The organism is Chryseosolibacter histidinae, assembly GCF_018598225.1.
GTDB classification, from domain to species: Bacteria; Bacteroidota; Bacteroidia; order Cytophagales; family Cyclobacteriaceae; genus Chryseosolibacter; species Chryseosolibacter histidini.
Window position 1 is genome coordinate 13,162 of sequence record NZ_JAHESF010000002.1, and the last position, 24,177, is coordinate 37,338.

At 49.7% G+C, this 24,177-nt stretch carries 23 protein-coding genes and 1 riboswitch; of the genes, 18 read left to right on the top strand and 5 right to left on the bottom strand.

The features are described 5' to 3' along the window. Positions 1–212 precede the first annotated feature (212 nt). The 7 genes from KK083_RS01720 to KK083_RS01750 all read left to right on the top strand — a co-directional run bounded on the left by KK083_RS01720 (position 213) and on the right by KK083_RS01750 (position 6,930). Positions 213–623: a 6-pyruvoyl trahydropterin synthase family protein gene (locus tag KK083_RS01720; protein ID WP_254160034.1), complete on the top strand. Its 411-nt coding sequence runs from the start codon at positions 213–215 to the stop codon at positions 621–623. Beyond that, a complete protein-coding gene (gene folE / locus KK083_RS01725) occupies positions 583–1,284 on the top strand; it encodes a GTP cyclohydrolase I FolE (RefSeq protein WP_254160036.1) in 702 nt (233 codons plus the stop codon). The genes KK083_RS01720 and folE overlap by 41 nt, the downstream gene beginning before the upstream one ends. A 488-nt stretch (positions 1,285–1,772) precedes the next feature. Then, complete coding sequence (locus tag KK083_RS01730; protein WP_254160038.1) at positions 1,773–2,171, top strand: hypothetical protein; 399 nt, start codon at positions 1,773–1,775, stop codon at positions 2,169–2,171. Positions 2,172–2,175: 4 nt separating this feature from the next. Continuing rightward, the gene (locus KK083_RS01735; protein ID WP_254160040.1) at positions 2,176–3,276 is read left to right on the top strand and encodes a monodechloroaminopyrrolnitrin synthase PrnB family protein; all 1,101 of its coding nucleotides are present in this window, start codon (positions 2,176–2,178) and stop codon (positions 3,274–3,276) included. A 68-nt stretch (positions 3,277–3,344) separates the two neighbouring features. Next, positions 3,345–3,590, top strand: a complete 246-nt coding sequence (locus KK083_RS01740) for an HTH domain-containing protein (protein ID WP_254160042.1) — start codon at positions 3,345–3,347, stop codon at positions 3,588–3,590. 254 nt (positions 3,591–3,844) lie between these two features. Next, the gene (locus tag KK083_RS01745; protein ID WP_254160044.1) at positions 3,845–4,360 is read left to right on the top strand and encodes a MarR family winged helix-turn-helix transcriptional regulator; all 516 of its coding nucleotides are present in this window, start codon (positions 3,845–3,847) and stop codon (positions 4,358–4,360) included. Positions 4,361–4,392: 32 nt separating this feature from the next. Beyond that, complete coding sequence (locus KK083_RS01750; RefSeq protein WP_254160046.1) at positions 4,393–6,930, top strand: aconitate hydratase; 2,538 nt, start codon at positions 4,393–4,395, stop codon at positions 6,928–6,930. A gap of 137 nt (positions 6,931–7,067) precedes the next feature. Here the strand turns inward: KK083_RS01750 and KK083_RS01755 are convergent, their stop codons facing one another. Next, on the bottom strand, positions 7,068–7,475 hold the full coding sequence (locus KK083_RS01755) for a GreA/GreB family elongation factor (RefSeq protein ID WP_254160047.1): 408 nt from the start codon (positions 7,473–7,475) through the stop codon (positions 7,068–7,070). A gap of 184 nt (positions 7,476–7,659) precedes the next feature. Between KK083_RS01755 and KK083_RS01760 the strand changes: the two genes are divergently transcribed. The 6 genes from KK083_RS01760 to KK083_RS01785 all read left to right on the top strand — a co-directional run bounded on the left by KK083_RS01760 (position 7,660) and on the right by KK083_RS01785 (position 12,083). Continuing rightward, positions 7,660–8,793 (top strand): sensor histidine kinase, encoded by a 1,134-nt coding sequence (locus KK083_RS01760; RefSeq protein ID WP_254160048.1) that lies wholly within the window; start codon positions 7,660–7,662, stop codon positions 8,791–8,793. A gap of 236 nt (positions 8,794–9,029) precedes the next feature. After that, positions 9,030–10,361 (top strand): sigma-54-dependent transcriptional regulator, encoded by a 1,332-nt coding sequence (locus KK083_RS01765; protein ID WP_254160050.1) that lies wholly within the window; start codon positions 9,030–9,032, stop codon positions 10,359–10,361. 261 nt (positions 10,362–10,622) lie between these two features. Next, positions 10,623–10,925 carry a hypothetical protein gene (locus KK083_RS01770; RefSeq protein WP_254160052.1) on the top strand — a complete coding sequence of 101 codons (303 nt, stop codon included), beginning with the start codon at positions 10,623–10,625 and terminating at the stop codon, positions 10,923–10,925. Positions 10,926–10,941: 16 nt separating this feature from the next. After that, positions 10,942–11,325: a toxin-antitoxin system YwqK family antitoxin gene (locus KK083_RS01775; protein ID WP_254160054.1), complete on the top strand. Its 384-nt coding sequence runs from the start codon at positions 10,942–10,944 to the stop codon at positions 11,323–11,325. Beyond that, positions 11,322–11,459, top strand: coding sequence for a hypothetical protein (locus KK083_RS01780; RefSeq protein ID WP_254160056.1), 138 nt, complete (start codon positions 11,322–11,324; stop codon positions 11,457–11,459). The genes KK083_RS01775 and KK083_RS01780 overlap by 4 nt, the downstream gene beginning before the upstream one ends. 102 nt (positions 11,460–11,561) lie before the next feature. Continuing rightward, on the top strand, positions 11,562–12,083 hold the full coding sequence (locus KK083_RS01785) for a GNAT family N-acetyltransferase (protein ID WP_254160058.1): 522 nt from the start codon (positions 11,562–11,564) through the stop codon (positions 12,081–12,083). Positions 12,084–12,106: 23 nt separating this feature from the next. Here KK083_RS01785 and KK083_RS01790 read toward each other — a convergent pair whose 3' ends face one another. The 4 genes from KK083_RS01790 to KK083_RS01805 form a co-directional block, all read right to left on the bottom strand. Next, the gene (locus KK083_RS01790) at positions 12,107–12,565 is read right to left on the bottom strand and encodes a DUF6841 family protein (protein WP_254160066.1); all 459 of its coding nucleotides are present in this window, start codon (positions 12,563–12,565) and stop codon (positions 12,107–12,109) included. 196 nt (positions 12,566–12,761) lie between these two features. Further along, positions 12,762–12,854: riboswitch (TPP riboswitch) on the top strand. Positions 12,855–13,125: 271 nt separating this feature from the next. After that, the gene (locus KK083_RS01795) at positions 13,126–14,025 is read right to left on the bottom strand and encodes a hypothetical protein (protein ID WP_254160068.1); all 900 of its coding nucleotides are present in this window, start codon (positions 14,023–14,025) and stop codon (positions 13,126–13,128) included. A gap of 191 nt (positions 14,026–14,216) precedes the next feature. Continuing rightward, positions 14,217–14,651 carry a response regulator gene (locus tag KK083_RS01800; protein WP_254160070.1) on the bottom strand — a complete coding sequence of 145 codons (435 nt, stop codon included), beginning with the start codon at positions 14,649–14,651 and terminating at the stop codon, positions 14,217–14,219. A gap of 1 nt (position 14,652) precedes the next feature. Continuing rightward, positions 14,653–16,929 carry a PAS domain-containing sensor histidine kinase gene (locus KK083_RS01805; RefSeq protein ID WP_254160072.1) on the bottom strand — a complete coding sequence of 759 codons (2,277 nt, stop codon included), beginning with the start codon at positions 16,927–16,929 and terminating at the stop codon, positions 14,653–14,655. A 194-nt stretch (positions 16,930–17,123) separates the two neighbouring features. On the opposite strand from KK083_RS01805, the gene KK083_RS01810 reads away from it, so the two are divergent. From KK083_RS01810 to KK083_RS01830, 5 genes are all read left to right on the top strand, one after another. After that, the gene (locus KK083_RS01810; protein WP_254160074.1) at positions 17,124–19,547 is read left to right on the top strand and encodes a TonB-dependent receptor; all 2,424 of its coding nucleotides are present in this window, start codon (positions 17,124–17,126) and stop codon (positions 19,545–19,547) included. Between the two features lie 197 nt (positions 19,548–19,744). Further along, positions 19,745–20,800, top strand: coding sequence for a hypothetical protein (locus KK083_RS01815; protein ID WP_254160076.1), 1,056 nt, complete (start codon positions 19,745–19,747; stop codon positions 20,798–20,800). Between the two features lie 2 nt (positions 20,801–20,802). Further along, positions 20,803–21,711: a class A beta-lactamase, subclass A2 gene (gene bla, locus KK083_RS01820; protein WP_254160078.1), complete on the top strand. Its 909-nt coding sequence runs from the start codon at positions 20,803–20,805 to the stop codon at positions 21,709–21,711. 451 nt (positions 21,712–22,162) lie between these two features. Then, complete coding sequence (locus KK083_RS01825) at positions 22,163–23,383, top strand: hypothetical protein (RefSeq protein ID WP_254160080.1); 1,221 nt, start codon at positions 22,163–22,165, stop codon at positions 23,381–23,383. Between the two features lie 5 nt (positions 23,384–23,388). After that, positions 23,389–24,165, top strand: a complete 777-nt coding sequence (locus KK083_RS01830; protein WP_254160082.1) for a tail fiber protein — start codon at positions 23,389–23,391, stop codon at positions 24,163–24,165. The last annotated feature ends 12 nt before the right edge of the window (positions 24,166–24,177 follow it).

The following is a 24,177-nucleotide window of genomic DNA, read 5'->3' on the forward strand; positions in this document are numbered from 1 at the left end:
ATGCCGGATAGCCAGTTCAGGGGCGTATATTGCTTTCCGTGATGATTTCTATTCCTGTGAACGTAGCCCGGTAAAGTGATTCAACAACGATTGAACCGGTAACAGGCAACTGCCAACCGGCAACGATGCTGATAACCAGTTATTTCTACAAAATCGGCCAGGTTTCACCCTCTTCCGGAACCTTTTAACCGTAATCCTGTTACTTTTACTGAATGAAGGTAAAGGTTTCACGTAAAGAGCACTTCAACGCGGCACACCGGCTTTTTAACCCTGCATGGTCTGACGAGAAAAACGCAAAGGTGTTCGGCAAATGCAGCAACCCGAACTATCACGGGCATAACTATGAAGTGATCGTGAGCGTCATTGGCGAGCCCGATGCGGAAACAGGTTATGTGTATGATATGAAAGTGCTGAGCGACCTGATCAAAGAAAACGTTTTGCGTAAATTCGATCACCGGAACCTGAACCTGGACACAGAGTATTTTAAGAACCTCAATCCTACTGCTGAGAACATTGCCGTTGTCATCTGGAGGATCTTAAGGCAGAAGATAGATTCCAACTTAGAACTGAAAATCACCTTGTATGAGACAGAAAGAAATTTCGTTGAATATCCGGCCTCTTAAGCCCAACGACCAGGAAGACATAGGTGATGACCACGTTGGTTCTTCTGCCGATACGCCCCTTCGCGCCGACGCCTTCGAGCTCGATGACGAAGAGAAGATCGTGCGCATCGAAAAACATTTCCGGGAGATCATGCACATTCTCGGGCTCGACCTCACCGACGACAGCCTCAACGGCACACCGCGCAGAGTAGCCAAGATGTATGTGAAGGAAGTTTTCAGCGGGCTCAATCCGTTGAACCGGCCCCATGCACGCCTCTTCGAAAATAAATACAACTATGACCAGATGCTGGTGGAGAAAGACATCACGTTCTACTCACACTGCGAGCATCATTTTGTACCCATCTACGGCAAAGCGCACGTAGCCTATTTTTCATCGGGTAAGGTGATCGGTCTGTCGAAGATCAACCGCATCGTACAGTATTTTGCAAAACGTCCGCAGGTGCAGGAGCGTCTCACGGTGCAGATCGGCAAAGAGATCCAGCGCGTGCTGCATACCGAAGACGTAGGTGTGGTGCTTGACGCGAACCACATGTGTGTGGCTTCCCGCGGCGTTGGCGACACCAACAGCAAAACGGGAACTGCTTATTTCTCGGGTAAATTCACCGATGAGAACATCAAGCGCGAGTTCCTGAATTATATCAACAGCATCAACAGCAAGTAGGCCGAAAGCAGTACGCCTTCACCTGTAATATTCTGTTTGGTGGCAGATCTTTTCCGCCCCTTGCCCGTTGTCAGGCCCCCCTAAAAACAACCGGTCAGGTAGTCTTTCGCGCCCTTCGCCGAGACGATCTTTTTGCATTTTTACCTATTGGGTACACCTGTAAGTTTTTTATACTTTGACCAGCATTTGCCCTTCTTAAATTTAAGAAAGCAGTAATCTTACCGTTATATCCTTTTCATTTATACCCATTTAACATTCTGTACCACAGATCGGTACAACTTTATGGCTATTGCCAGTTACTACGTGACCAACGGTATACCTGCCTGCAAAAAAAGATGTAAAGAATTTGCAGAATAGACAATATTTCACACGCCAGATAGCGAAATCGTTGTGCGCGACGCAGCCACCGTTACCGTTGCTTCAGTCCACTGTCAAAAAATGAAAGTCTGGAAATGCACATTTGTTAAAGTACCCTAACCCGCAAAAACATGAGTAAATTAAACCTGATGAAGGAACCCTTCGTTGACATCTACCTTGACAAAAACAATAACGTCATCGTTGCCCAGTGGATCGGTTTCCTGAAACCGGAAGATGTGCGCAAAGGATGTTCTTTCATGACGCGTTACATCAAAGACAACCTGTTGAAAAATCACCTGAGCGATCACCGCCAGCTCAAGGTCCTTTCCAAAGAAGTGCAGGATTATCTCACACGCGAGTGGTTCCCGGAAGTCGAGAAGCTGGGCCTTAAAAAAGTTGGTGCCGTGGTGGCCGACGATGTCTTTGCCGCTGCAACGGTGAACAAAGTGAACAAGGAGGCCAGCGTGGGAAACCTGCAGATCAATATGTTCAACTCCGAACCTGAATGCCTGAAGTGGCTCCTGAATTAGTGTGATGAAGACCGGAAGTTCTTACTTTGTAATGCAGCACTGGTTTCGTAACAACGAAACCATCCATGCCTTAGACCCGCTCCTGTTCGACGATAAGCTGGCGCAGCTCCATCAGCTGAACAGGAGCGGTGATACGCATGCGATCATACAGCTTTTATACCGGCTGCTGCCCATGCCCGACGCGCTCGATCTGTACACCTATGATCAGGCCATTGCAGCCATGCGCGACCTCGGCATCTTTATCGGCATCCTGAAAAAGCACGGCATCGAACCGGTGGAGGTTGTGCCCGAGCTGGAGTACGTGCTGCTGGTGCTCATGGTAAAAACTGACCTGCCCCCGCGCGATACCCTGCTGCATTATTCTATCTGGAATCCCGGTGGCAGCAGGATCAGGACCTACACCGGTCTCGACGACGAAAAAGCGCTGATCGAAAGTGTAAAGATCGCCCTGCCAGACCTGATGGAGTCGATCATACAACTGGAAGCGATGCACACCATGGACCTGGAGCGCGAGGATTTCGAGCTGCATTGCCTGCGGCTTCGTGAAAAGATGGAGAGCATGGTACGGGGCGTGGTGCATGCCAAGCGGCACGTATCGCCTTCGGTGTTCGCCAACGAGCTCAGGTTCTATTACGATCCCATCAAGGTAGACTACAACAAGAGCTATATGGGCCCAGGTGCTGTTGAGATGCCCATGTTTGTTTTCGACCACCTGCTCTGGAACTGTGATTGTGAAGACGTGCTTTATACCAATTTCAAGGAGGGATATCTTCCCTACAACCTTCCGTTCATACGGGAGATCTACTGGCGTTTCAAAGACAAGCCTTCGCTTATTTCAAGGATAGAAAAAAATTTAAGGAATTCTCCTACCTTTCAAAATTACCGGGCAGCACAGGCAGCCCTGGAGTTATTTACCGTTTTAAAAAGCTTTCGCATGCCTCATAAGAGAATGGCAGAACAGGCCTACGCCCACAGTGATGAACATCATAGAAACAGCGGCAGCGGTGGCTATACCGTTGACATCCTTCAGCACATCATCCGGCTCCAGGCCGAAAAATTTACGTCGCTTCAGGCCGCGATGGCCAATGCCAAAGTTAAATTCTAAACCCCGGGCATCTTTTTTACAAAACACCGGCATCCTCCCGGATACGGATTAGACCTGCAAATTAACCCATGGAGAAGTACATTACCCGTATTATCAAGACAGACCAGTTGATCAGGCGCAAGGCCACCGGCTCACCCAAGGCACTCGCCGAGAAGCTGAACGTCTCGGAAAGTACCGTATACCGCATCGTCAGGATCCTCAAGGAAAATATGAAGCTCTCGGTTACTTTCAGCAAGGAGTATAACAGCTACGTCTATACCCGTGAGAACGAAAAGCTGAACTTCGAGAACCTGACATTAACAACCAAAGAGTAGTTGACAATTGACAATGTTGCAATTGACAACATGCTTGATACGTAAACGGTTACCCAACCGGCACCCAGTGCCCTCACCCCTTGTCTACTGTCCGTTGTCAACTGTCAATTATCCTACCATCCCTGTTTTCAGTGAATTGTTGACCGGATGCTTCCTTCCAGGCCCGGAAGTGTATAAATTCCTGCAATTTTCTCAATAAATGGTTACTTTAGGGCTGTCTAAAAATTAAGCCCATTCACTAAGCCCATTTTGTTATGTCTCTGGAGGAGGATATTCAGCAGAAGTCATTCGGCAGCGAGTACCATAAAGTGATCCTGAACATACTTCACACGCAGAATCACCTGGTGGCCGGCATGGCCGAGGTTTTTAAACAATTCGACATCACCCGTCAGCAATACAACGTTCTCCGCATCCTCAAGGGGCGGTATCCACAGCCTGCCTCCGTGAACCTGATCAAGGAAAGGATGCTCGAAAAAATGTCTGATTCTTCCCGCATCGTAGAACGGCTCCGCATCAAGGGTATGATCCGCCGCGTGTCAGGCAAAACGGACAAACGGTCTGTCGACATCAGCATCACCGATGAAGGGCTGGAGCTTCTCCAGAAGATGAAAGAGCCGGTCCAATCGCTGGAGAACATGATCAGCAACCTGACGATGGAGGAGGCCCGCCAGCTCAATGCCCTCCTGGACAAGCTCAGGGCCGTGCCTTTACCCGAGGACGAAAATCTCTCCCCTGCTCTGGAACACGTGAATCAACCAGAAAAAATTTAGTACTTTAGCACCGCTTTTATAAACACTAATGTATGGTATTCGATTTAGATATGATCAAGGCCGTTTACAGGCAGCTACCGGAACGTATTGCCAAGGCCAGGAAAGCCGTTAATAAGCCCCTCACACTCTCAGAAAAAATACTGTATGCTCACCTTCACGAAGAGCAGACCGTGGGGAATTTTGGCCGTGGCAAAACCTACGTAAACTTCGCACCTGACCGTGTGGCCATGCAGGATGCCACAGCACAGATGGCGCTGCTCCAGTTCATGTCTGCGGGCATTCCCAAAGTGCGTGTGCCTTCCACCGTACATTGCGACCACCTCATCCTGGCCAAGGATGGCGCTAAAAAAGACCTTGCTGAATCACTGACGGCCAGCGGCGAGGTGTTCAACTTCCTTGAATCTGTTTCAAACAAATATGGCATCGGCTTCTGGAAGCCGGGTGCTGGTATCATCCACCAGGTGGTGCTCGAGAACTACGGGTTCCCCGGCGGCATGATGATCGGTACCGACTCCCACACCGTGAACGCGGGCGGCCTCGGCATGATTGCAATCGGTGTAGGTGGCGCTGACGCTGTAGACGTGATGGCAGGTATGCCCTGGGAGCTGAAATGGCCCAAGCTGATCGGTGTGAAGCTCACCGGCAAACTCAGCGGATGGTCGTCAGCCAAAGACGTGATCCTGAAAGTGGCCGGCATCCTGACCGTAAAAGGCGGAACCGGAGCCATTGTAGAATATTTCGGTCCTGGTGCACTTACCCTTTCCTGTACCGGCAAAGGCACGATCTGTAACATGGGTGCAGAGATCGGTGCAACCACATCGACCTTCGGTTACGACGAAAAAATGGCCCAGTACCTGCGTGGCACAGGCCGTAAAGAAGTTGCCGACCTCGCTGACAAAGTGAAGGAGCACCTCACCGGCGACCCTGAAGTGTACGCCGATCCTGAAAAATATTTCGACCAGGTGATCGAGATCGACCTGTCCACACTCGAGCCCCACGTCAACGGACCTTTCACACCTGACCGCGCCATACCGCTGTCTGAGTTCGCCGCTGAAGTGAAGAAGAACGGATGGCCTGAAAAGCTGGAAGTAGGTCTTATCGGCTCCTGTACCAACTCATCCTACGAAGATATCTCACGCTCGGCATCACTGGCCAAGCAGGCTGTTGACAAGAAGATCAAGGCCAGGGCAGAATTTACCATTACCCCCGGCTCCGAGCAGGTAAGGTATACGGTAGACCGCGATGGATACCTGGGGATCTTCGAAAAAATGGGTGGTGTAGTACTGGCCAACGCCTGTGGTCCCTGCATCGGGCAGTGGTCACGCCATACCAACGATCCCAACCGCAAGAACTCCATCATCACCTCATTCAACCGCAATTTCGCGAAACGCAACGATGGTAACCCCAATACCCACGCCTTCGTGGCCTCACCGGAGATCACCACGGCGTTCGCTATTGCCGGCGACCTCACCTTCAACCCGATGAAGGATACCCTCCTCAACGATGAAGGCAAGGCTGTGAAGCTCGACGAACCGCTGGGCGTTGAGTTCCCGCCAAAAGGTTTTGACGTGAAGGATCCCGGATACCTCGCTCCGGCCAAAGATGGCAGCGGCGTGCGGGTGAAGATCGATCCGAAGTCTAACAGGCTTCAGGCATTGAGCCCTTTCGAACCCTGGAACGGCAAGAACTACACTGGCCTGCGCCTGCTGATCAAGGCTAAAGGAAAGTGTACCACCGACCATATTTCCATGGCAGGTCCCTGGCTGCGTTTCCGCGGACACCTGGATAACATCTCGAACAATACGCTGACCGGTGCTATCAACAACTTCAACGACAAGCCCGATAGCGTTAAAAATCAGCTCACCGGTGAATACGGCCCAGTGCCGGCAACCCAGCGCGCCTACAAAGCCGCCGGAATCTCTTCGATCGTGGTGGGCGACCATAACTACGGCGAAGGTTCTTCACGCGAGCACGCTGCTATGCAACCCCGCCACCTTGGCATCAAGGTGATCCTGGTGAAGTCGTTCGCCCGGATCCACGAAACCAACCTGAAGAAACAGGGCATGCTTGCCATCACTTTCTCGAACGAAGCTGATTACGACAAGATCCAGGAAGATGATATCATCGACATCACCGACCTGACCAGCTTTGCGCCCGAAAAGCAGCTCACACTGGTGCTGAACCACAAGGACGGATCCAAAGACACCATTAAAGTTAACCATACTTATAATGCTGGCCAGATCGAATGGTTCAAAGCAGGTTCTGCACTGAATCTGATGGCGAAGCAGATCGCAGCAGCTACAACGTTCAAGCAGTCTCCCAAGACCAGCGCGAAGAAGCCCAGCGCCAAGGCGTCGAAGCCCGCTAAAAAAGCGCCGGCCAAAGCAGCAGCGAAGAAGCCTGTAAAAGCCGCCAAGAAAGCCGCTACAAAAAAAGTAGCCAAGAAAGTGGTTGCTAAGAAACCGGCGAAAAAAGGACTGGTGAAAAAAGTAGTAGCTAAAGTGGTGAAAGCTGTGAAGAAGGTTATCGCGAAGAAAGGACAAGCTAAACCCGCTAAAAAGAAGCGCTAAGAGTAGAAGTTAGAATTTAGAATAGATTCAACTTTAAAAGCACAAAAAGCTGACCATCACTGGTCAGCTTTTTTTATCACCATTCTCCTTCACAAATCACTATACTTGCGCGCCCCCACGCGCAAAGCATATATACGTCACAGGTGATAATGTCCTGAGGCTTCGGGCTGATATACCACTTTTTCGATCCTGAATTCTCCGATACCTGATGGCGTTCTCCACCGCGCAATATCCCCTTCGCGGCCTCCGAATAACGCAATACCTATAGGCGAGAGCACCGATACCTTGCCGTTGACGCCTGCAGCCTCATCCGGGTAAGTGACGGTGATCTCCGTAACACGGCCGCTGATAACTTCTCTCACCAGCACACGCGAGTTCATCGTTACCACGTTTCCGGGAACATGGGCTGGCGCCACCATCCTGGCGCGCTCGAGCTCCCGAATCAAAACACCCGCAATACCACCGGCCGGCTTACCTGAAGTTGTTCCTATCACGTTCAGGATGCGCTGGTAATCAGTCCTCGTAACACAAATTGCATTCTCCATTCCTTACAAAATCAAAACTGTTCTTTGCAGGATCCGTGCCAGATTCAAAGCCCGGAATCAGCGCTGTTATGAGCATATTCGGCCAACGATCACTGGGGAGAAACTACCCACCAGGGGGAAATACCCCGGAACCTGACAAAGAATTCGGGCAGGGTGACGTTCCTGTTCTTACTTTTGTATTGTTATGATCAAAGCACCCCTAAACAGCGTCGAGTTCAAGCTTCAGGAGCGCCTGAAAGAATTGAAGTGTCTGTATGAGCTTTCCAGCATCGCCTGGGAAGCCGGCAACAACATTGCCGATATATTACAGAAGACCCTGGGCATACTTCCCTCGGCCATGCAGCACCCCACCCTCGCGGAAGCGCGCATCGTTGCAGATGACCAGGTTTTTGCCACTGCGGGCTTTCAACTTACCAGGCGACGCATCTCCTCTCCGTTGATCATCGATCAGAAGAAAAGAGGCACGCTGGAGATAGGCTACCGGGCAGTAAAGAAGCCACAGACCTCCCATACATTTCTTACAGAAGAAAAAAGGCTGATCAAAGCGGTAGCCCGGGAGCTTTCACTCATCATCAAACGGACCGCGGTAGAAGAAGAGAAGCACAATCTTCAACAGCAGCTCCGGCATTCGGAAAGATTGGCCTTCGTTGGCGAGCTTTCCGCCGGCATCGCCCACGAGCTTAACGAACCGCTCGGGCGGATCCTGGGGTTTGCCCAGCTCATCAAAAAGGAAGGCTCGCTCAATGAACAGCAGCACGAAGACATCGAACGGATCCTCAAGGCATCGCTGTATGCACGCGAGGTCATTAAAAAGCTTATGATCTTTTCGCGGCAATTGCCCAGCCAGATCACCGCTGTAAACCTGAACGACATCGTGGAGAACATTCTTTACTTCATGGATGTGCGGTACCAGAGCCGGAAGATCAAGATCCAGCGGAAGCTTGACCGCCACCTGCCGAACATCGAGGCAGACGCCGTACAGCTAAGCCAGGTGCTGGTGAACCTGGTCACCAACGCCATTCACGCCATGTCCGGAGGCGGAGCGCTGCTGATCGAGACCGGAAAAAAAGGGAACCAGGTTACCCTGACCGTAAAAGATACCGGGCACGGTATGACGCCCGAGGTCAGAAAAAAGATCTTCGAGCCTTTTTTCACCACCAAACCTCCCGGCCAGGGTACAGGGCTTGGGCTTTCTGTGGTTCACGGCATTGTTGTGGCACACCACGGCAGCATCACTGTCAGGAGTACGCCGGGGAAAGGAACGAGGTTCGATATTACACTGCCGGCGGGGAGGAGAAAAGGAGTAAGGAGTAAGTAGCAAGGAGTAAGGAGTAAGGAGTAAGTAGCAAGTAGTAAGAAGTAAGGAGCCAGGAGCCAGGAGTCAGAAGAGCGCAGGCAAGGGTCAAGTGATAGTGTTTTGCATTGAGATGAGAAAATAGGGATACGTAGGGAATCAAAGAAACGAGTAGTCTTGATCACAGCTCTAACTTCGTACCTCGTAAATCGTACTTCGTACTTGAAAAAGCTTGTGCCTATGGCTAAAAAAATAACAACATGAAAAAGAAAACACCAGTCAATGCCAGCGTACTCGTAGTAGATGATTCGATTGAGACGGTGGAGCTGATCAGGCGCAACCTGGTCTCGGCGGGCTACCAGGTGTATACGGCACACGCGGTGCAGAGCGCCATCGCTATGCTTGAATCCATCCGTGTTGACCTTGTGATCACGGACCTCAAGATGCCCGATGGCAATGGGGTGCAGCTTGTTCAGCACGTATCGGAAAATTTCAAGGGGGTTGGCATCCTGGTGATCACGGCATTTCCCTCCATTGAAGGCGCCGTGCAGTCTATCAAGGTGGGCGCTGAAGAATACGTGGTAAAACCCTTCACCGACCAGGAGCTGTTCAGCGCCGTTGAACGTGTTCTGTCAAAGACCAGGCAATTCAAAAGAGCGGAGCCGGGCAGGCTTGTACCGCAGAACTTCGGCATCATCGGTGAATCAGAAGAAATGCTGAAGGTGTTCAAGACCATTGCCAAAGTGAAATCTACAACGGCCACCGTACTGATCACCGGCGAAAGCGGAACGGGAAAAGAGCTGGTGGCACGCGCCCTGCATTATGGCGGCCACGCCTCAAACGCACCCTTCGTTCCCGTGAACTGTGCCGGCATTCCTGACTCGCTGCTCGAGAGTGAGCTGTTCGGCTACATGAAGGGCGCCTTTACAGGAGCAACGGAAACACGTGCCGGTTTTTTTCAGACCGCCGATGGAGGCACCATCTTCCTCGATGAGATCAGCAACACCAGCCTCGCCATGCAGGCCAAGCTGCTGCGCGTGCTCCAGGAGAAGGAGTTCTACATGATCGGCTCCAAAAAACCGCACAAGGTGAATGTGCGTGTGATAGCAGCCACCAACGTAGACCTGATGCAGCTTGTGAAAAAAGGACTTTTCCGCGAAGACCTCTACTACCGGCTCAACATCATTTCCATCGAGTTGCCTCCCCTCCGCGAGCGCGGCAACGACATCCTGTTGCTGATCAGCTTTTTTCTTACCCGCTACACACGCGAGCTGGGCAAAGATATGATCCACGTTACGTCAAAGGCCACGCAGGCCATGAAAGCCTACAGCTGGCCCGGCAATGTGCGGGAGCTGCAAAACCTCATTCATCGCCTGGTGATCCTCGCAGACGATAATTCCATCGATGCGCCAGACCTCCCCGAGTCGTTCCGTTACTCTGCGCTGCGGTCAAAAGGGCTTGACCGAACACTCGAAGAAGTGGAACGAGAATACATTACCAATGTGCTTGCCGCCAGCGCGAACAACCTATCACAGGCCGCCCGGGTTCTGGGGATTGACCGGAAAACGCTGAGAGAGAAGATGAAGAAATAGTTGCCAGTTACCGGTTGCCAGTTGCCAGTTGGTGCAGTGTTAATCGACGTCATGTCCAACTATCTAGTGATTGAGGTCCGAAACTATCAAAGTACACGGTCCTAAACCGGCAACCGGTAACTGGCAACCCCACTGGTGCATTTCACCCCACCTGTTCTAAAGCGCTCCACCCTGCGCGCTGTCATTCATCGACTACGCGTTCAAAACAGCGATTCCAGACTGGTATGCTTTTCGCAAACGCTTGTGAAAATAACAAGCGTCATGGTTACCCTTGCAACATTACCCGAAGATATGCTTCATCGACTCTTTTCAAAGGCGATGAACAGCATTTGTTCTAACTGCGTACATGCCAGCTACTGCAAATACCGGAAGCGTACAAAAAAGACCATCGTACAATGCGAGCTCTATGATGCCGGCCTCGTGAGCAGCACAACATCTGCCGATCGCGTTGTGATGCAACAACCCGTCAATGTGAAAGGACTCTGCGCCAACTGTTCCAGGGCAAATCATTGTGTGTTGCAGAAAGAGCCGTCGGGAGTGTGGCACTGCGATGAATATGAATAACAAAACATTGACAGATATGATGAAGAAATTTTTTGAAAGACTCAGCCGAAAGAAGGCGAGAAACGGCAAATGGAAACAATTCAACAAGAATGCCGTGCTGGTGAGCGAAGGTTTTTACCTCAACAACCTCAAGCATGGCCGATGGAAATACTTCTATGATACGGGCGAGCTGGCCATCGAAGAGCATTATCTGCACGGCAAGCTCCATGGCGACTACAGGTCGTACCACATCAATGGCAGCCTGATGAGTGAAGGGCACTACGCCAGCGATATGCGCGAAGGTTATTTTTACGTGTATGATGAACATCACAACCTGGTAAAAGAAATGCAGTTTGTAAACAACACTTTGGTAAAGGAGGAGGTAGCTGATCCGCAGCGGGCGCAGCTGAAACAGGCATGAAACATATCAGTGAAAGAACACCCGACTATATTCTTATCGTGCTGCTGATCCTGTATATCATTGGACATCCACTGCAGTCATGCTGGAACCGGAATGGTGCTGAAAAAACCAGGACGGAAACACGCGTGAAATAATGCTTCAGCCCACCCGTGGCGAAGGTTAGGAAAGTTTCAAAATGCAGGCTCACGCGGTTAACGTGAAGGAAAAGAAGACAGGAAAACCTATCTTTGAACCTTATGAACAAACCGTACAGCGTGAGAAACGCGCAACCTTCTGAATTTATGGAGATCGGCAAGCTTATGGTTCAGACCTATTCGCAGCTCGAAGGGTTTCCCAAGGAATCGGAGCAACCGAATTATTACCGGATGCTTGCCAACGTGGGCGAGCTCACTGCTAAGCCGTATACCGAGATCCTTGTAGCCGTTTCCGTGGAGAACAGGATCGCCGGTGCGGTTGTTTATTTTGGCGATATGCAATTCTACGGATCCGGCGGAACTGCCACGCAAGAGCAAAACTCGGCGGGCTTCAGACTGCTGGCCGTTGATCAGGCTGCCAGGGGCCAGGGCGTTGGCAAGCTGCTTACCAATGCGTGCATAAAAAAAGCCAGCGCGCAAAAGCTTCGTCAACTGATCATTCATACCACCATGGCGATGCAAACTGCGTGGAAGATGTATGAGCGCATGGGTTTTAAACGGTCACAAGACCTGGACTTCATGCAGGGCGAGCTGCCTGTTTTCGGCTTTCGGTTACCGTTGTAATTTATGAGAAGGCGAAGGCACGATCAGATCAGTCCTTCTTCGCTCAGAGCCTTGTGTTCATCGCCTGTGACGTAAGCAAAGATCTTAGGACCTTCCTTGCGGAGCTGCACCATGTAGATCACTTCAAATGAGATATCACCTTTGCTATTGTCTCTCCTGGTGAAGGCACAATTCCACTGCACCCTTACCATGGCATGCATCTCATCGAGCATGATGATATCCTTTGACCGGATGTTCATGGACTGAACGCCGATCTTCTGGTAGAATTCCCAACCCTGCGGGATCACATCCCTGAACCGGGCGTCATTGGCACCGGCAATAACGCCTCTCGGGCTGGCCTCGATAAACTGTTCTGCAAAGGCATCGGCAGTTTCGTCAACATTGGTTTCTTGTCCGGTTATCGCATCGTTGAACCTGGCTTCATAGCGGGCGAAGAAATCATCCAATGTCTGCGCTCTCTTGTCCATAGCGATAGTTTCCATAGGGATTCTTTTTTCACTGCTCCCGCTAAATAATTATTCCGTCGCACGGCCACAAACAGTAAGCAGTTGGCGACGCCGATAGTTGTCGGCAGCAGTAGGCAACAGTATAAATTGCAAAGACAAATTTTATCTTCTGCAAAGCGGCGCTGTGCAACATCTCCATTCGATGGCATAATAATTTTAGCAATAGGTGTGTTAGCCTCTTTAGGAGTGGTCGTAAGACCTGAGAACATATCCTTAAAACTTGCTCTGGGCAATGCCAGCGAAAGGAAAGAGATTAACCAAAGCCCCAGTCTTTAGGTTGGGGCTTTGTCTTTTATACCGATCTGTGGCAGCGGCCGCGAAATTTTGCGGTGTCATCGTTCCACACTCCCCAAAAAAAATAGGCAGTAGGCAAAGGGCAGTAAGCAACGTGTTGGCGTTGAAATTGGAGACCAGTGCTACGATTAACATTGCAAAATGCATGGAGTGAATACCGCTGGTTGAAAGTGCCGACGTACTTGCCTACTGCCCGATCGCCTGCAATCGTCCCGATAGCTACCGGGATTGCCTACTGCCTACTATTTCCTCAGTCGAAGTGCATAACCAACATAGGGAAACATGTTGAGGTCATTGAACTTGTGATCGGTGAATAATGCGAAATCGAGCGAGCTGCGTTTGCTGATATATCGCAGGCCCAACGACAAGAGCACGGGGAGCTCCACCTGCTTTTCGCCTACAAAGAGAAACCAGTTCTCGGTCACCAGTCCGAAATGTTTCCCGATCCGCGTGGTGCCGCTCAGCGTTACAATGGGTGGTGTGAGTGTTCCTTCTGTAACAATGTAACCTGCGCCCAGCGTGAGGTGATGGTTCTCTCCTCCCCAGGTGCTGGCCGCCGTCAACATCCCGAGGTTCCTGATGTCATCATTGTAAACATCTGTCAGAAATTCCTTCGGCAGGCGATAATAGCTTGCGCCCGCCGAGAACTTGTACTTCGCATGATTGACCAGGTTTACTTTTGTGTTCAGGTAATAGGTGCTGTGCGTAAACAGTTCAGTGCCGCCACCGATGGACACCCGATCGCTCAGGCCATACTGAACAGAGGCCAGTACAACGTAAGTAGCCTGAATTACAATGTCTTTTTTTCGCAGCGGAACACCCGAATTGGTAAGCAGATAACGGGTGGTGTTTGGAGAATCGAACCACTGACTTCTCACGCTAAGGCTATCTACATATTCGATGTTACGGATATCCTTCATGGCAATTCTTCGCTCACGATTATCGGCATCGAGAAATCTGACAGTATCACGGGCGATGCCCAGCAACTTTCCTTTGAGCGTTGTGGCATCCTTTTTCTGGATCTCCACCATAACACGCTTCGGTGCAGGTTCCTGGGCCAATGCAGTGAAACAGTTGACAGTTGACAAAATAACAATTGACAACATGCAGACAATACTTGTCGCACCTGGGGTTAGGTTCATAGCGGGGTTAGTTGGAGTGGATCTTTTGCCGGGCGCTATTTTCGCCAGATAAAAGTATCAACTTTGCCAGTCAATTCAAATGGGATGCCAAACCCTCTGAGGGTTATGCAAGTGCGTGCCCACCATAATAATGATGATGCTCTTGGAAAACCCTCAAAGGGTTGATCCATCAACGGTAGACCGTGGAATCTCTAATCCTTTGAAAGGGTATAAGCTTCCCTAATAGCCTCTTTCAGCTGCACGGTATTAAGGTTTGGAAGGATGATCTGCAGCACCTTTTTCAGTACTTTATGATCCGTGGGTTTAGTGATCAGTCCATGGGCATTCAGCGTCTGGGCGATCTCACGGTCGCGGGGATTGGATGACGTTGTATAAATAACTACGGGGATGTCTTCGAGGCCTTTGGTGTTCTTCAGTTTGGCGAGACATTGCCATCCGTTCATCAGCGGCATGTTGAGATCCATAAAAATAATATCGGGCTTGATGTTGTCTTTCAGATATTGCAGTATGGCAGCCCCGCTTTCCACCCTGTGAAGCCTGGCGGAAGGATCTACCTCCCCCAGTGTCTCCTGGAAGATCTCTGCATCATCGGCGTCATCATCCGCTAAAAGAACTGTTTTGCCCATGTTATTCCGGAAGCAAGATCACAAACTGGGCGCCCTTGTCTTTCTGTCCCCTGGCATAGATGGTACCGCCATGGCGCTCCACGATCTTTTTACACAACGCCAGGCCAAGCCCGGTGCCTTCATATTTATCTTTGGAGTTAAGACGGAAGAAGGTAACGAAGATCTGCTCGGCATGGTCCTCATCGAATCCTATTCCGTTGTCGGTAAGCACTATCTCGGCATACCTGATACCGTTGGCCTCTACCTGGTTGCTGGTGATCGCGATCTCTGCGGCAACATTCTCTTTTGAAAACTTAAGCGAATTGTTGATCAGGTTATAAAACAACTGATAGATCAGGTCTGGCAAACCCTTGATCAGGGGCAGCCCATGGAAGATGATGGTTGCCTTCTTATCGTGTATCAGGATCTCCAGGTCAGTCTGTATGCTCCTGATCACCGAATTGAGATCCACTATCTCCATGGGGCCAGCCGTAGATGACATGGCAGAATAGTTAAGCACGCCATTGATCATCGAATACATGCGGTCGGTGGATTGGATGATCTTGCTCACGAATGTGTTACCCTTGTCGCCCAGCGAGGTTTGATATTCATCTCTCAGCCTGTGACTGAAAGTTTTGATCTTGCGGATCGGCTCTTTGAGGTCGTGGCTGGCAACATGCGCAAATTGCTGCAGGTCGTCGTTTGAGCGTTGCAATTCCAGCGTCCGCTCACGCACCGATTTTTCCAGGTTCATCTCCATCACTTTCTGGTCGTGCACATCGGTAGCTGTTCCATACCACTTGATGCCGCCATCACCTTCGCCCTGGTAAGCATAGGCCCGGCTTAAATGCCACCGGTAAGTTCCATCCCTCATCAGTATGCGATGCTCTACCTGGTAGATAGTAAGGTTCTTCACAGCGTTATGCCAGGCATGGATCGTTGACCGGAAGTCGTCAGGATGGATCATACCCTGCCAGCTCCAGATGCCGTTCTCACTTTTTTTTGCGCCGGCAAACTCGTTGATCCTGTTGTTGTAATAGGTAACGGCCCCCTCCTCATTGGCGATCCAAACCAGCTGCGGCATGGAATTGGCCATGTCCTGTAAACGCTTTTCGTTCTTTTCTACTTCGAGCTTATTGGTGACCTGCTCGGTAACATCAATGGCCATGTGATGGATGGCATAGATCTCGCCACTGTGATCGCGCAAAGCCTTGTAGGTATAATTAAAATATCGCTTGTTCAGTTTACCACCCGACTCGAGCCATGCTGCCACACCTTTTCCCGTAAACGGAACACCGGTGGTAAATACCTGATCGAGCTGCTCCAGAAATGGCTGACCCTCCAGTTCAGGAAGTGCCTGCAGCATCGTTTTTCCGATCACCGAATGATCTTTACCCCAAAAGTGCAGCATCACATCGTTCACATACTGTATGCGAATTTCCCGGCCAAGATAAAGGCCCACACCTACTTCGGGAGTTTCGGTGATCAACGTACGGAACCGCTCTTCGCTTTCCTGCAATTTACTGATCGCCTGCTTTTCGTCTGTCATGTCAAGCACAGTACCAATGAGGCGGACGGGAGACCTTGCTTCATCGAAGATCACCGCGCCATTGATCCTTACCCAGCGGATAGAGCCGTCGGGCATCAGCAGGCGGACTTCATAAAAAAGCTTTCCTGTCTTGAGCGCTTTCTGCTGGGCGGCTTCTCTCCTGGCCCGGTCTTCCGGATGAACCCTCGCAATGTAATCTGAACGAGGCCGGGGTTCGGCGTAACCGAAGATCTCGCCAAACCGCTCGGAGGTGAAAATATCTCCCGTCTTATAGTTCAGGTCAAAAGTGCCCAACCCTGTGGATTCAATGGCCAGCCGGGTGCGCTCTTCCAACTCCTGTAGCTTCAGCCGCGATGTTACCTGGTCCGTAACATCATAACCCACGCCAAGAACACCCATGATCTTATTATCTTCATCGCGGATGGCCTTGTAAACAAGATTCACATAATGTTTTTTCAGCACACCCCCTATTTCTATGTAAACGCTCCTTTCGTTTCCCTCATAGGTCTCGCCGGTAGCATAAACATCCCGCAGGATCTCGTACAGGTACTGGTCCTTCACTTCAGGCATGCCCTCCAGCAACTTCTTGCCGATGATGCTGCTGTCTTTTCCCCAGAGCTTCAAGGAAGCTTCATTGGCCATCTCGATAACAAGATCATCGCCCGCGAATAAAGCAGCCGAAAATGGCGCCTCCCTGAACAGGTTCCTGAAACACTGTGTGAAAATATCGAGATCAATGGTGTCGCCCATGGCGATGATGATTTCACTCCGGAGAAGACTTTCAAACTAGCAGATCAATTGCGTGCCAACCCGCTCTGATAAACGCGTAGTGCCACATTGCTCATCAAAAAAATAGGGTTTTTAATAAAATTGTGCTTTTTATTCCCGTCAATAGATACGACCTTGTTAAACAGGACCATCACCCTCATCACTGCTGATCTGTCATGAACCATCGTATCTGTAAGACCCTGCCGTATTTCAATGTTATTATTCTTGTTTTTACGCTGTTGTCACTCCAGCAGGTGGCAGCGCAAAGCGACAATAAGGCAACGCTGAAAGGCCAGGTGCTCGATTCGCTTTCTGCCACACCACTGGGTTTTGCTAGCATCAGGGTATTCAGCGCAGCGGAGAAAAAACTTGTGAACGGCAACATCACGTCAGAGGCCGGGGCCTTTTCCATCACCTTACCCTTCGGACATTATTATAGCGAAGTTGAATTTATGGGATACGGGGCTTACACAAGCAGCTCGTTTATATTGTCAGCAGCCACTCCCGAACATGACCTGGGCATCATACGGCTTTCGGCCAATACCAGCACGCTGAAAGAGGTGACGGTGGAAGCGCAAAAAAGCATGATGCAGCTTTCGCTGGACAAGAAGATCTTCAACGTGGGGCAGGACCTCGCCAATACCGGGGGATCAGCCACAGACGTGCTCATGAACGTGCCTTCTGTATCGGTAGATCCCGAAGGCAACATCAAGCTGCGAGGAAGCGATAACGTGCGTATTCTCATTGACGGAAAACCTTCCGGGCTCGTCAGCTTCAAGGGTGGAAGCGGGCTGCAACAGCTGCAGGCGAGCATGATAGAACGTGTGGAGGTGATCACCAATCCCTCTGCCCGCTACGAGGCCGAAGGCATGGCCGGCATCATCAACATTGTGCTCAAAAAAGAAAGGAACCAGGGTTTCAATGGCTCGTTCGAGCTCATCACCGGCACACCTACCAACTTCGGCGGGGCCGCCAACCTTAACTACCGCCACAAAAAAGTGAACTTCTTCATCAACTATGGCATTGCCTACCGCGTAACACCCGGCACCGGCAAGCTCTACCAGGAAGTGAACGGTGAAGATTCGCTCTTCATACTGAAACAAAGTAACAAGAACAGCATCACGGGCTTCAATAACAACATCCGTGGCGGCCTTGATTTTTATTTCACCGAAACAAGCATCCTCACCGGCTCATACCTCTTCAGGAGAAGCGATGTGAACCGCATCACCGACATCCGGTATGAGGATTATCTCAATGACCCAGGCAATCTCCGAAGCTACACCCTGCGCCGCCAGGACGAAGACGAGACCGAGCCCAACTCTGAATACTCCCTGATCTACAAAAAATCATTCGGGGAAAAAGACCACGACCTGATTGCCGAAGTGAAGTTCCTCGACAACTGGGAAAGCTCTGACCAGCTATTTACGCAAAATCGCTTTGCGAACGACGGAACCGAAGCGGGCACCGTGCAAACTTCGCTGAACGATGAATTCGAAAAAACCTGGTTGTTCCAGCTCGACTACATACAACCCATTGGCAAAGAGGGTAAGTTCGAAACGGGTGTGCGCAGCAGCTTCCGCGACATGGTGAACGACTACGTGGTGAGCGAACGGAATGCCTCCGGTGAGTACGTGCCCATGGCAGGGCTCGACAACGTTTTTGTTTACAATGAGAACATCCACGCCGTGTACGGTATTCTTGGCAACAAGCAGAAAAAGATCTCTTACCAGGCTGGCCTGCGCGCAGAGTGGACCGATGTAAAAACAACGCTACGCGAAACCAACGAAGTGAACCCGAGAAAGTATACCAACCTTTTTCCGAGCGGGCACTTCACTGTTGACCTGCCCCGCGAAAACGCCGTTCAGCTCAGCTACAGCCGCAGGGTGCGCAGGCCGTTCTATAACGACCTCAGTCCCTTCATGACCTTCTCTGACAGCCGCAATTTCTTCAGTGGCAACCCTGACCTCAACCCGGAGTTCAGCAATGTATTCGAGGTGGGTCATCTTAAATATTTTGAAAAAGGATCGCTCTCGTCGTCTGTCTATTACCGCAGCACCGACGGAAAAATAGACCGTATCAGAACGGTGAACGACCAAGGCAACTCTGTTACCATCACCGAGAACCTGAAGTCGGAGAACGCTTACGGCATCGAGCTCACCGGCGATTATTCTCCCGCCCGGTGGTGGAAGCTCGACCTCAACATTAATTTTTTCCATGCCGATATCGATGGCAGCAACATCATCGAGACCTACAAGGCCACTACCTATAGCTGGTTTGCCCGCCAGACCTCACGCTTCACCCTGCCTGGCAACTTCGATATACAACTGCGGGCGAACTACGAAGCCCCCCAGAAAACCGCGCAGGGCAGGCGCAAGTCGTTATACTTTACTGACTTTTCCACAAGCAAGGATATACTGAAAGGAAGGGGCACATTGTACTTCAGCGTGCTCGATATCTTCAATTCACGCCGCATGAGGACTATCACCCGTGGAGAGAATTTTTACACTGACAGTAATTTTTTACAACGCCGAAGACAAATCAACTTCACCATGACCTACCGGATCAGGCAGGCGAAGGTGGCAAAGAAGATGGAGGAGTAGAATAAGAAGTCAGGAGTCAGGAGTCAGGAGCCAGGAGTCAGAAGAGAATAAGAAGAAGTAAGGAGTAAGAATTAAGGAGTAAGGAGCGCGCTCTTCGACGCCGGCATCATTGTCACTAATTGTCCGCGCCAGCCATTAAATAGCATCTATATCAAATCTAGTTAGGAATACCATTTTTTAGAAAGACTATCACAATAATGAGAGCACACTACAAAACAATTATCGCACTGACGTGGTCAATGTTGCAGTCTTATGGCTTGTTTGCCCAATGGCAGGGTACCTCTCCCGTCTATTATTTGAATGGAAACGTGGGCATCGGTAAGTCAGACCCTGCACATTTACTGCATATTGTCAGTTCTACCGAGGATCCCCCGGTGAACGTTACAACGCCCTATGCAGAAATGATATTCAGCAAGCATTCCCTGAGTCTCAAGGCAAAATCAGGTTTTAGCAACGTACCCTATGTAGCCTGGCACAATAGCGCAGGAACAAGGTTGGGATATATGGGATGGAGAACTGATGCCCTGGGCCTGACGCTTGAAAACGGATATAACTTTTCGATCAATGGTGGGAACGTAGGCATCGGAACTGCGACACCTGCATTGAACCTGGAGATCAAGGCTGCTGGGGCGCCGGGCGTACTGATCCGCGACACAGACGGCGGAGGTGACCGTCCGCTGCTGCGATTCGTCGGAAACACGCAACTCGTTTTCGACAGTGATGATTCAGGTTCGAAGCAATTCACTTTCTATAGTCAGTTCAGTCAGGTCAGGAATAACGATGCTGTGCTGAGGATCTTTGGAAGAACCGACAACTGGGGGCGTTACCTGGAACTGACCCACAATGGCAGCCAGGGAATTATTTCTACTGATATCGGGAGCATTATTCTGAATCCGGCAGGCAATGTGGGCATTGGAAGCATTTCAAATCCGAGTCATAAACTTACCGTCAAAGGCACCATTCGTACAGAAGAGGTTCTGGTTGAGCTTATCCAGGGCGCAGGTCCCGACTACGTCTTCGAAAAAAATTACAATCTGCTTTCCCTCTCTGAAGTTGAAGCCTACATCAATGAGAACAAACATTTACCTGAAGTGCCATCGGCCAAAGAGATGGAAGCCAATGGGCTTAACCTGAAAGAGATGAATTTGCTGTTACTCAAGAAAGTAGAAGAGCTGACACTGCATTTGATCGAAAAGGAAAAAAAGATGACCGCGCTGGAAGATCGGATCGGGCAACTTGAAAAAAATAAATAACCATGCATCGTATCACATACCTCATCAGCATTATCATTATCCTAATAGCCAAATCTGGCCACGCCCAAAAAGACCAACTCAGGAAAGAGCTCCGGCAGGTCGCGAGCTCCATTAGTGGTAGCGTTGGTGTAGCCATAAAACACCTTGAAAACAACGACACTGTAAGTGTGAATGGCCGCAGTCACTTTCCGATGCAGAGTGTTTATAAATTTCCACTGGCATTGGCTATACTCGACCAGGTGGATAAGGGAAAGCTTTCGCTGGAACAGAAAGTGCACATGAGCAAAGATGATTATTTTCCCACCTGGAGCCCGCTGATGAAAAAATATCCTGATGCTAACGTAGACGTTCCCCTGAGCGAGATCCTGTACTTTACAGCCGCGCAGAGCGATAACGCGGGTTGTGACATTCTCTTCAGCATGCTGGGTGGACCTGCGGCAGCAGACCGTTACATTCATGGGCTTGGTGTAAAAGATATCGCCATCATTAACACCGAAAGGGAATTGCACCAGTCATGGAATGTACAGTTCGATAACTGGAGCACTCCTGTAGCCATGACGCAATTACTCGAGATCTTTCATGAGGGCAACATCCTCTCAAAACAAAGCCACGATTTTCTCTGGAAGGCGATGCTGGAAGTGCCTATGGGTGGCAAAAGAATAAAAGGTTTGCTGCCACAGGGAACTGTTGTTGCCCACAGAACGGGTACAGGGGCCCGTAACGATAAAGGCATTGCCGGCGCCGTTAACAATACGGGCATCATGGTGTTGCCTGACGGAAAACACATAGCCATTACGGTGTACGTCACTCAGGCCAGCGAAGAAGACAGCAAGCTGGAAGAGGTGATCGCAAAGATCGCCAGGAGGGTTTATGATTACTATGAGGGTGGAGAACTAAGGAGTAAGGAGTAAGAATCAAGGAGCCAGGAGATTTTGAGAAATTCGGGCAATTTGTCCATCATATAATGCCGTAATAGCGTTTTTCTTGAACCTGTACTGAACTTCGTTAAGCCCGTGGCAACGGTATGGCAGCAGGCCAGTGATACCCTTCACATTAGTATTTATACCTTTAGCATAAACTTTTCTTCATTTCCGGGGCGTATTCAAGCCGTTTTTGAAAAAGTTCAACAGCCCTGCCTGCTCCTGCCTGGGCAATTCGTATATTCGCGCACCCCATTATACCTCTCAAATGCTGAAAATATCTTTAAAGAATCCCGCAAAGGATTGCTCCGTCATTTCCTATTCATTTCTATCCTTTACAAATAGCGCCTCCACATAGCCTGCCTGTTATTGCCACAAATTGTCAATGGACGGATATAGCTTAGTCCCGCTAAGATCAAACTACAATAAAAATATACTCACTATGATCAGACACATTATCTCCTTGCTTACGCTGCCCGTATGGGCAAGTTTATTATGCCTTTTACCGAGCACCCTCAAGGCGCAACAATATCTTAACGTAGGGCCGTTATCGTCCTCAACTCAAAATGAAGGACGCCTTTCTATCAGTGGTAGTCTCGGCGAGTTATCAATACTCAGCCGTGCGGCATCTTCATTCGTCGAATCGCCTACAGCAGGAGAGCGTTGGTCTATCTTTAACAGTTCCAACAGCCTGAAGTTCTGGTCAGGCGGCGATAAAATGATACTGACCTACGACGGCAAATTAGGAATTGGCATCAGCCCTACGTTTAAACTTGATGTCGATGGAAACACCCGGGTTAGAAATTCTGCAACTGCTTCGGGCAGTTACACCTCGCTCAGGGTTCAGGGCCCCGACTACACGCACGGCCTAGAGATTGATTATTTTGGAAATAACAATTACCCGGCTGATCCGGCTATGAGCTACGGCGGAGGGCTAGGTTCTGCTGCCATCATCAACGTGAATGCAAAACCGTTGACGTTCGGCACTTCCAACACAGGAAGAATGATCATTGATGCTGCGGGGAATGTAGGCATTGGACTTACCAATCCGGCGAACAAGATCGCAGTGGTGGACACTCAAACGGGAACTCAGCAAACCACCAAACCCGTTGCTAAATTCGTTAATTCTGGAAATGAGTATTCGAAACTGGTGCTGGGTTCCGATAACACAAATTACGATGCGGTGATATCAATGGACAATAGTCCAACATTGGCCAATACCAGGCTCAGGTTTTATATTGGAAATGGAGTCTTTTCAACAGCCGGGCATCACAACGATCAAATAGTTCTGACCGGGAATGGCAACGTAGGCATTGGTACCGCTTCTCCTGATGCTAAGCTCGCCGTAAAAGGCGACATCCACACCCAGGAAGTAAAAGTAGACATGGACGTCCCTGGCCCGGACTACGTCTTCGAAAAAGACTACAATCTCCTGCCCCTCTCTGAAGTTGAAGCTTACATCAATGCCAACAAACATTTACCGGAAGTTCCTTCGGCTAAAGAGATGGAAGCCAATGGACTGAATCTGAAAGAAATGAATCTCATTCTGTTGAAAAAGATAGAAGAGCTTACACTCCATGTGATCGAGATCAAAAAAGAGAATGAAATGCTCAAAAAAGAAAGCGAAGTGATAAAGAACGAAATAAGAAAGCTAAACAATTAATCCACATGAAACTTATTAAGGTAGCACTGTTTACAACGATGTTGATAAGCTCACAATTTGCCATGAGCCAGGATACATGGATCGGAACCACTACAACCACTAATGGCAAGATCGGTTTAGCCAGGTCAGGAACCGTGAAATGGAACATTTTTAACGAGACCAATGATGATTTTCGCATTAGTACCGCAAATGGCGCTCAGTCAAATATTATCATGAATGCCAATGGGTTTCTGGAGTTCAGATCTCAAACGCATACTGTACTGAACATTGCGAGTCGTGCCCCCGGTGTAAACCCTTATTTACGTTTTTCATCAAACGACGATTTGAAATGGAGCTTCTATAACGACTATAACACCAACGACTTTTTGTTCGCAACCTCAACAGGCGGGGCTGCCAATGTCAAAATGCTGATCAAACAGAACGGAAACATTGGCATTGGAACCACAGACGCAGACGCGAAGCTAACTGTGAAAGGCGATATCCACACCCGCGAAGTGCGTGTTGATATGACTGGTCCACTTGTGCCGCCAGACTACGTCTTCGAAAAAGACTACAACCTGCTGCCCCTCTCCGAAGTTGAAGCTTACATCAACGCGAACAAACATCTACCTGAAGTGCCTTCGGCTAAAGAGATGGAAGCCAATGGGCTTAATTTGAAAGAGATGAATTTGTTATTGCTGAAAAAAGTGGAGGAGCTGACGTTGCATTTGATCGAAGCAAACAAAAAGATTGAAAATCTGGATAAGGAAGTTCAGTCGCTTAAAAAAGATCACACCAGGTAAACTTCAGATACT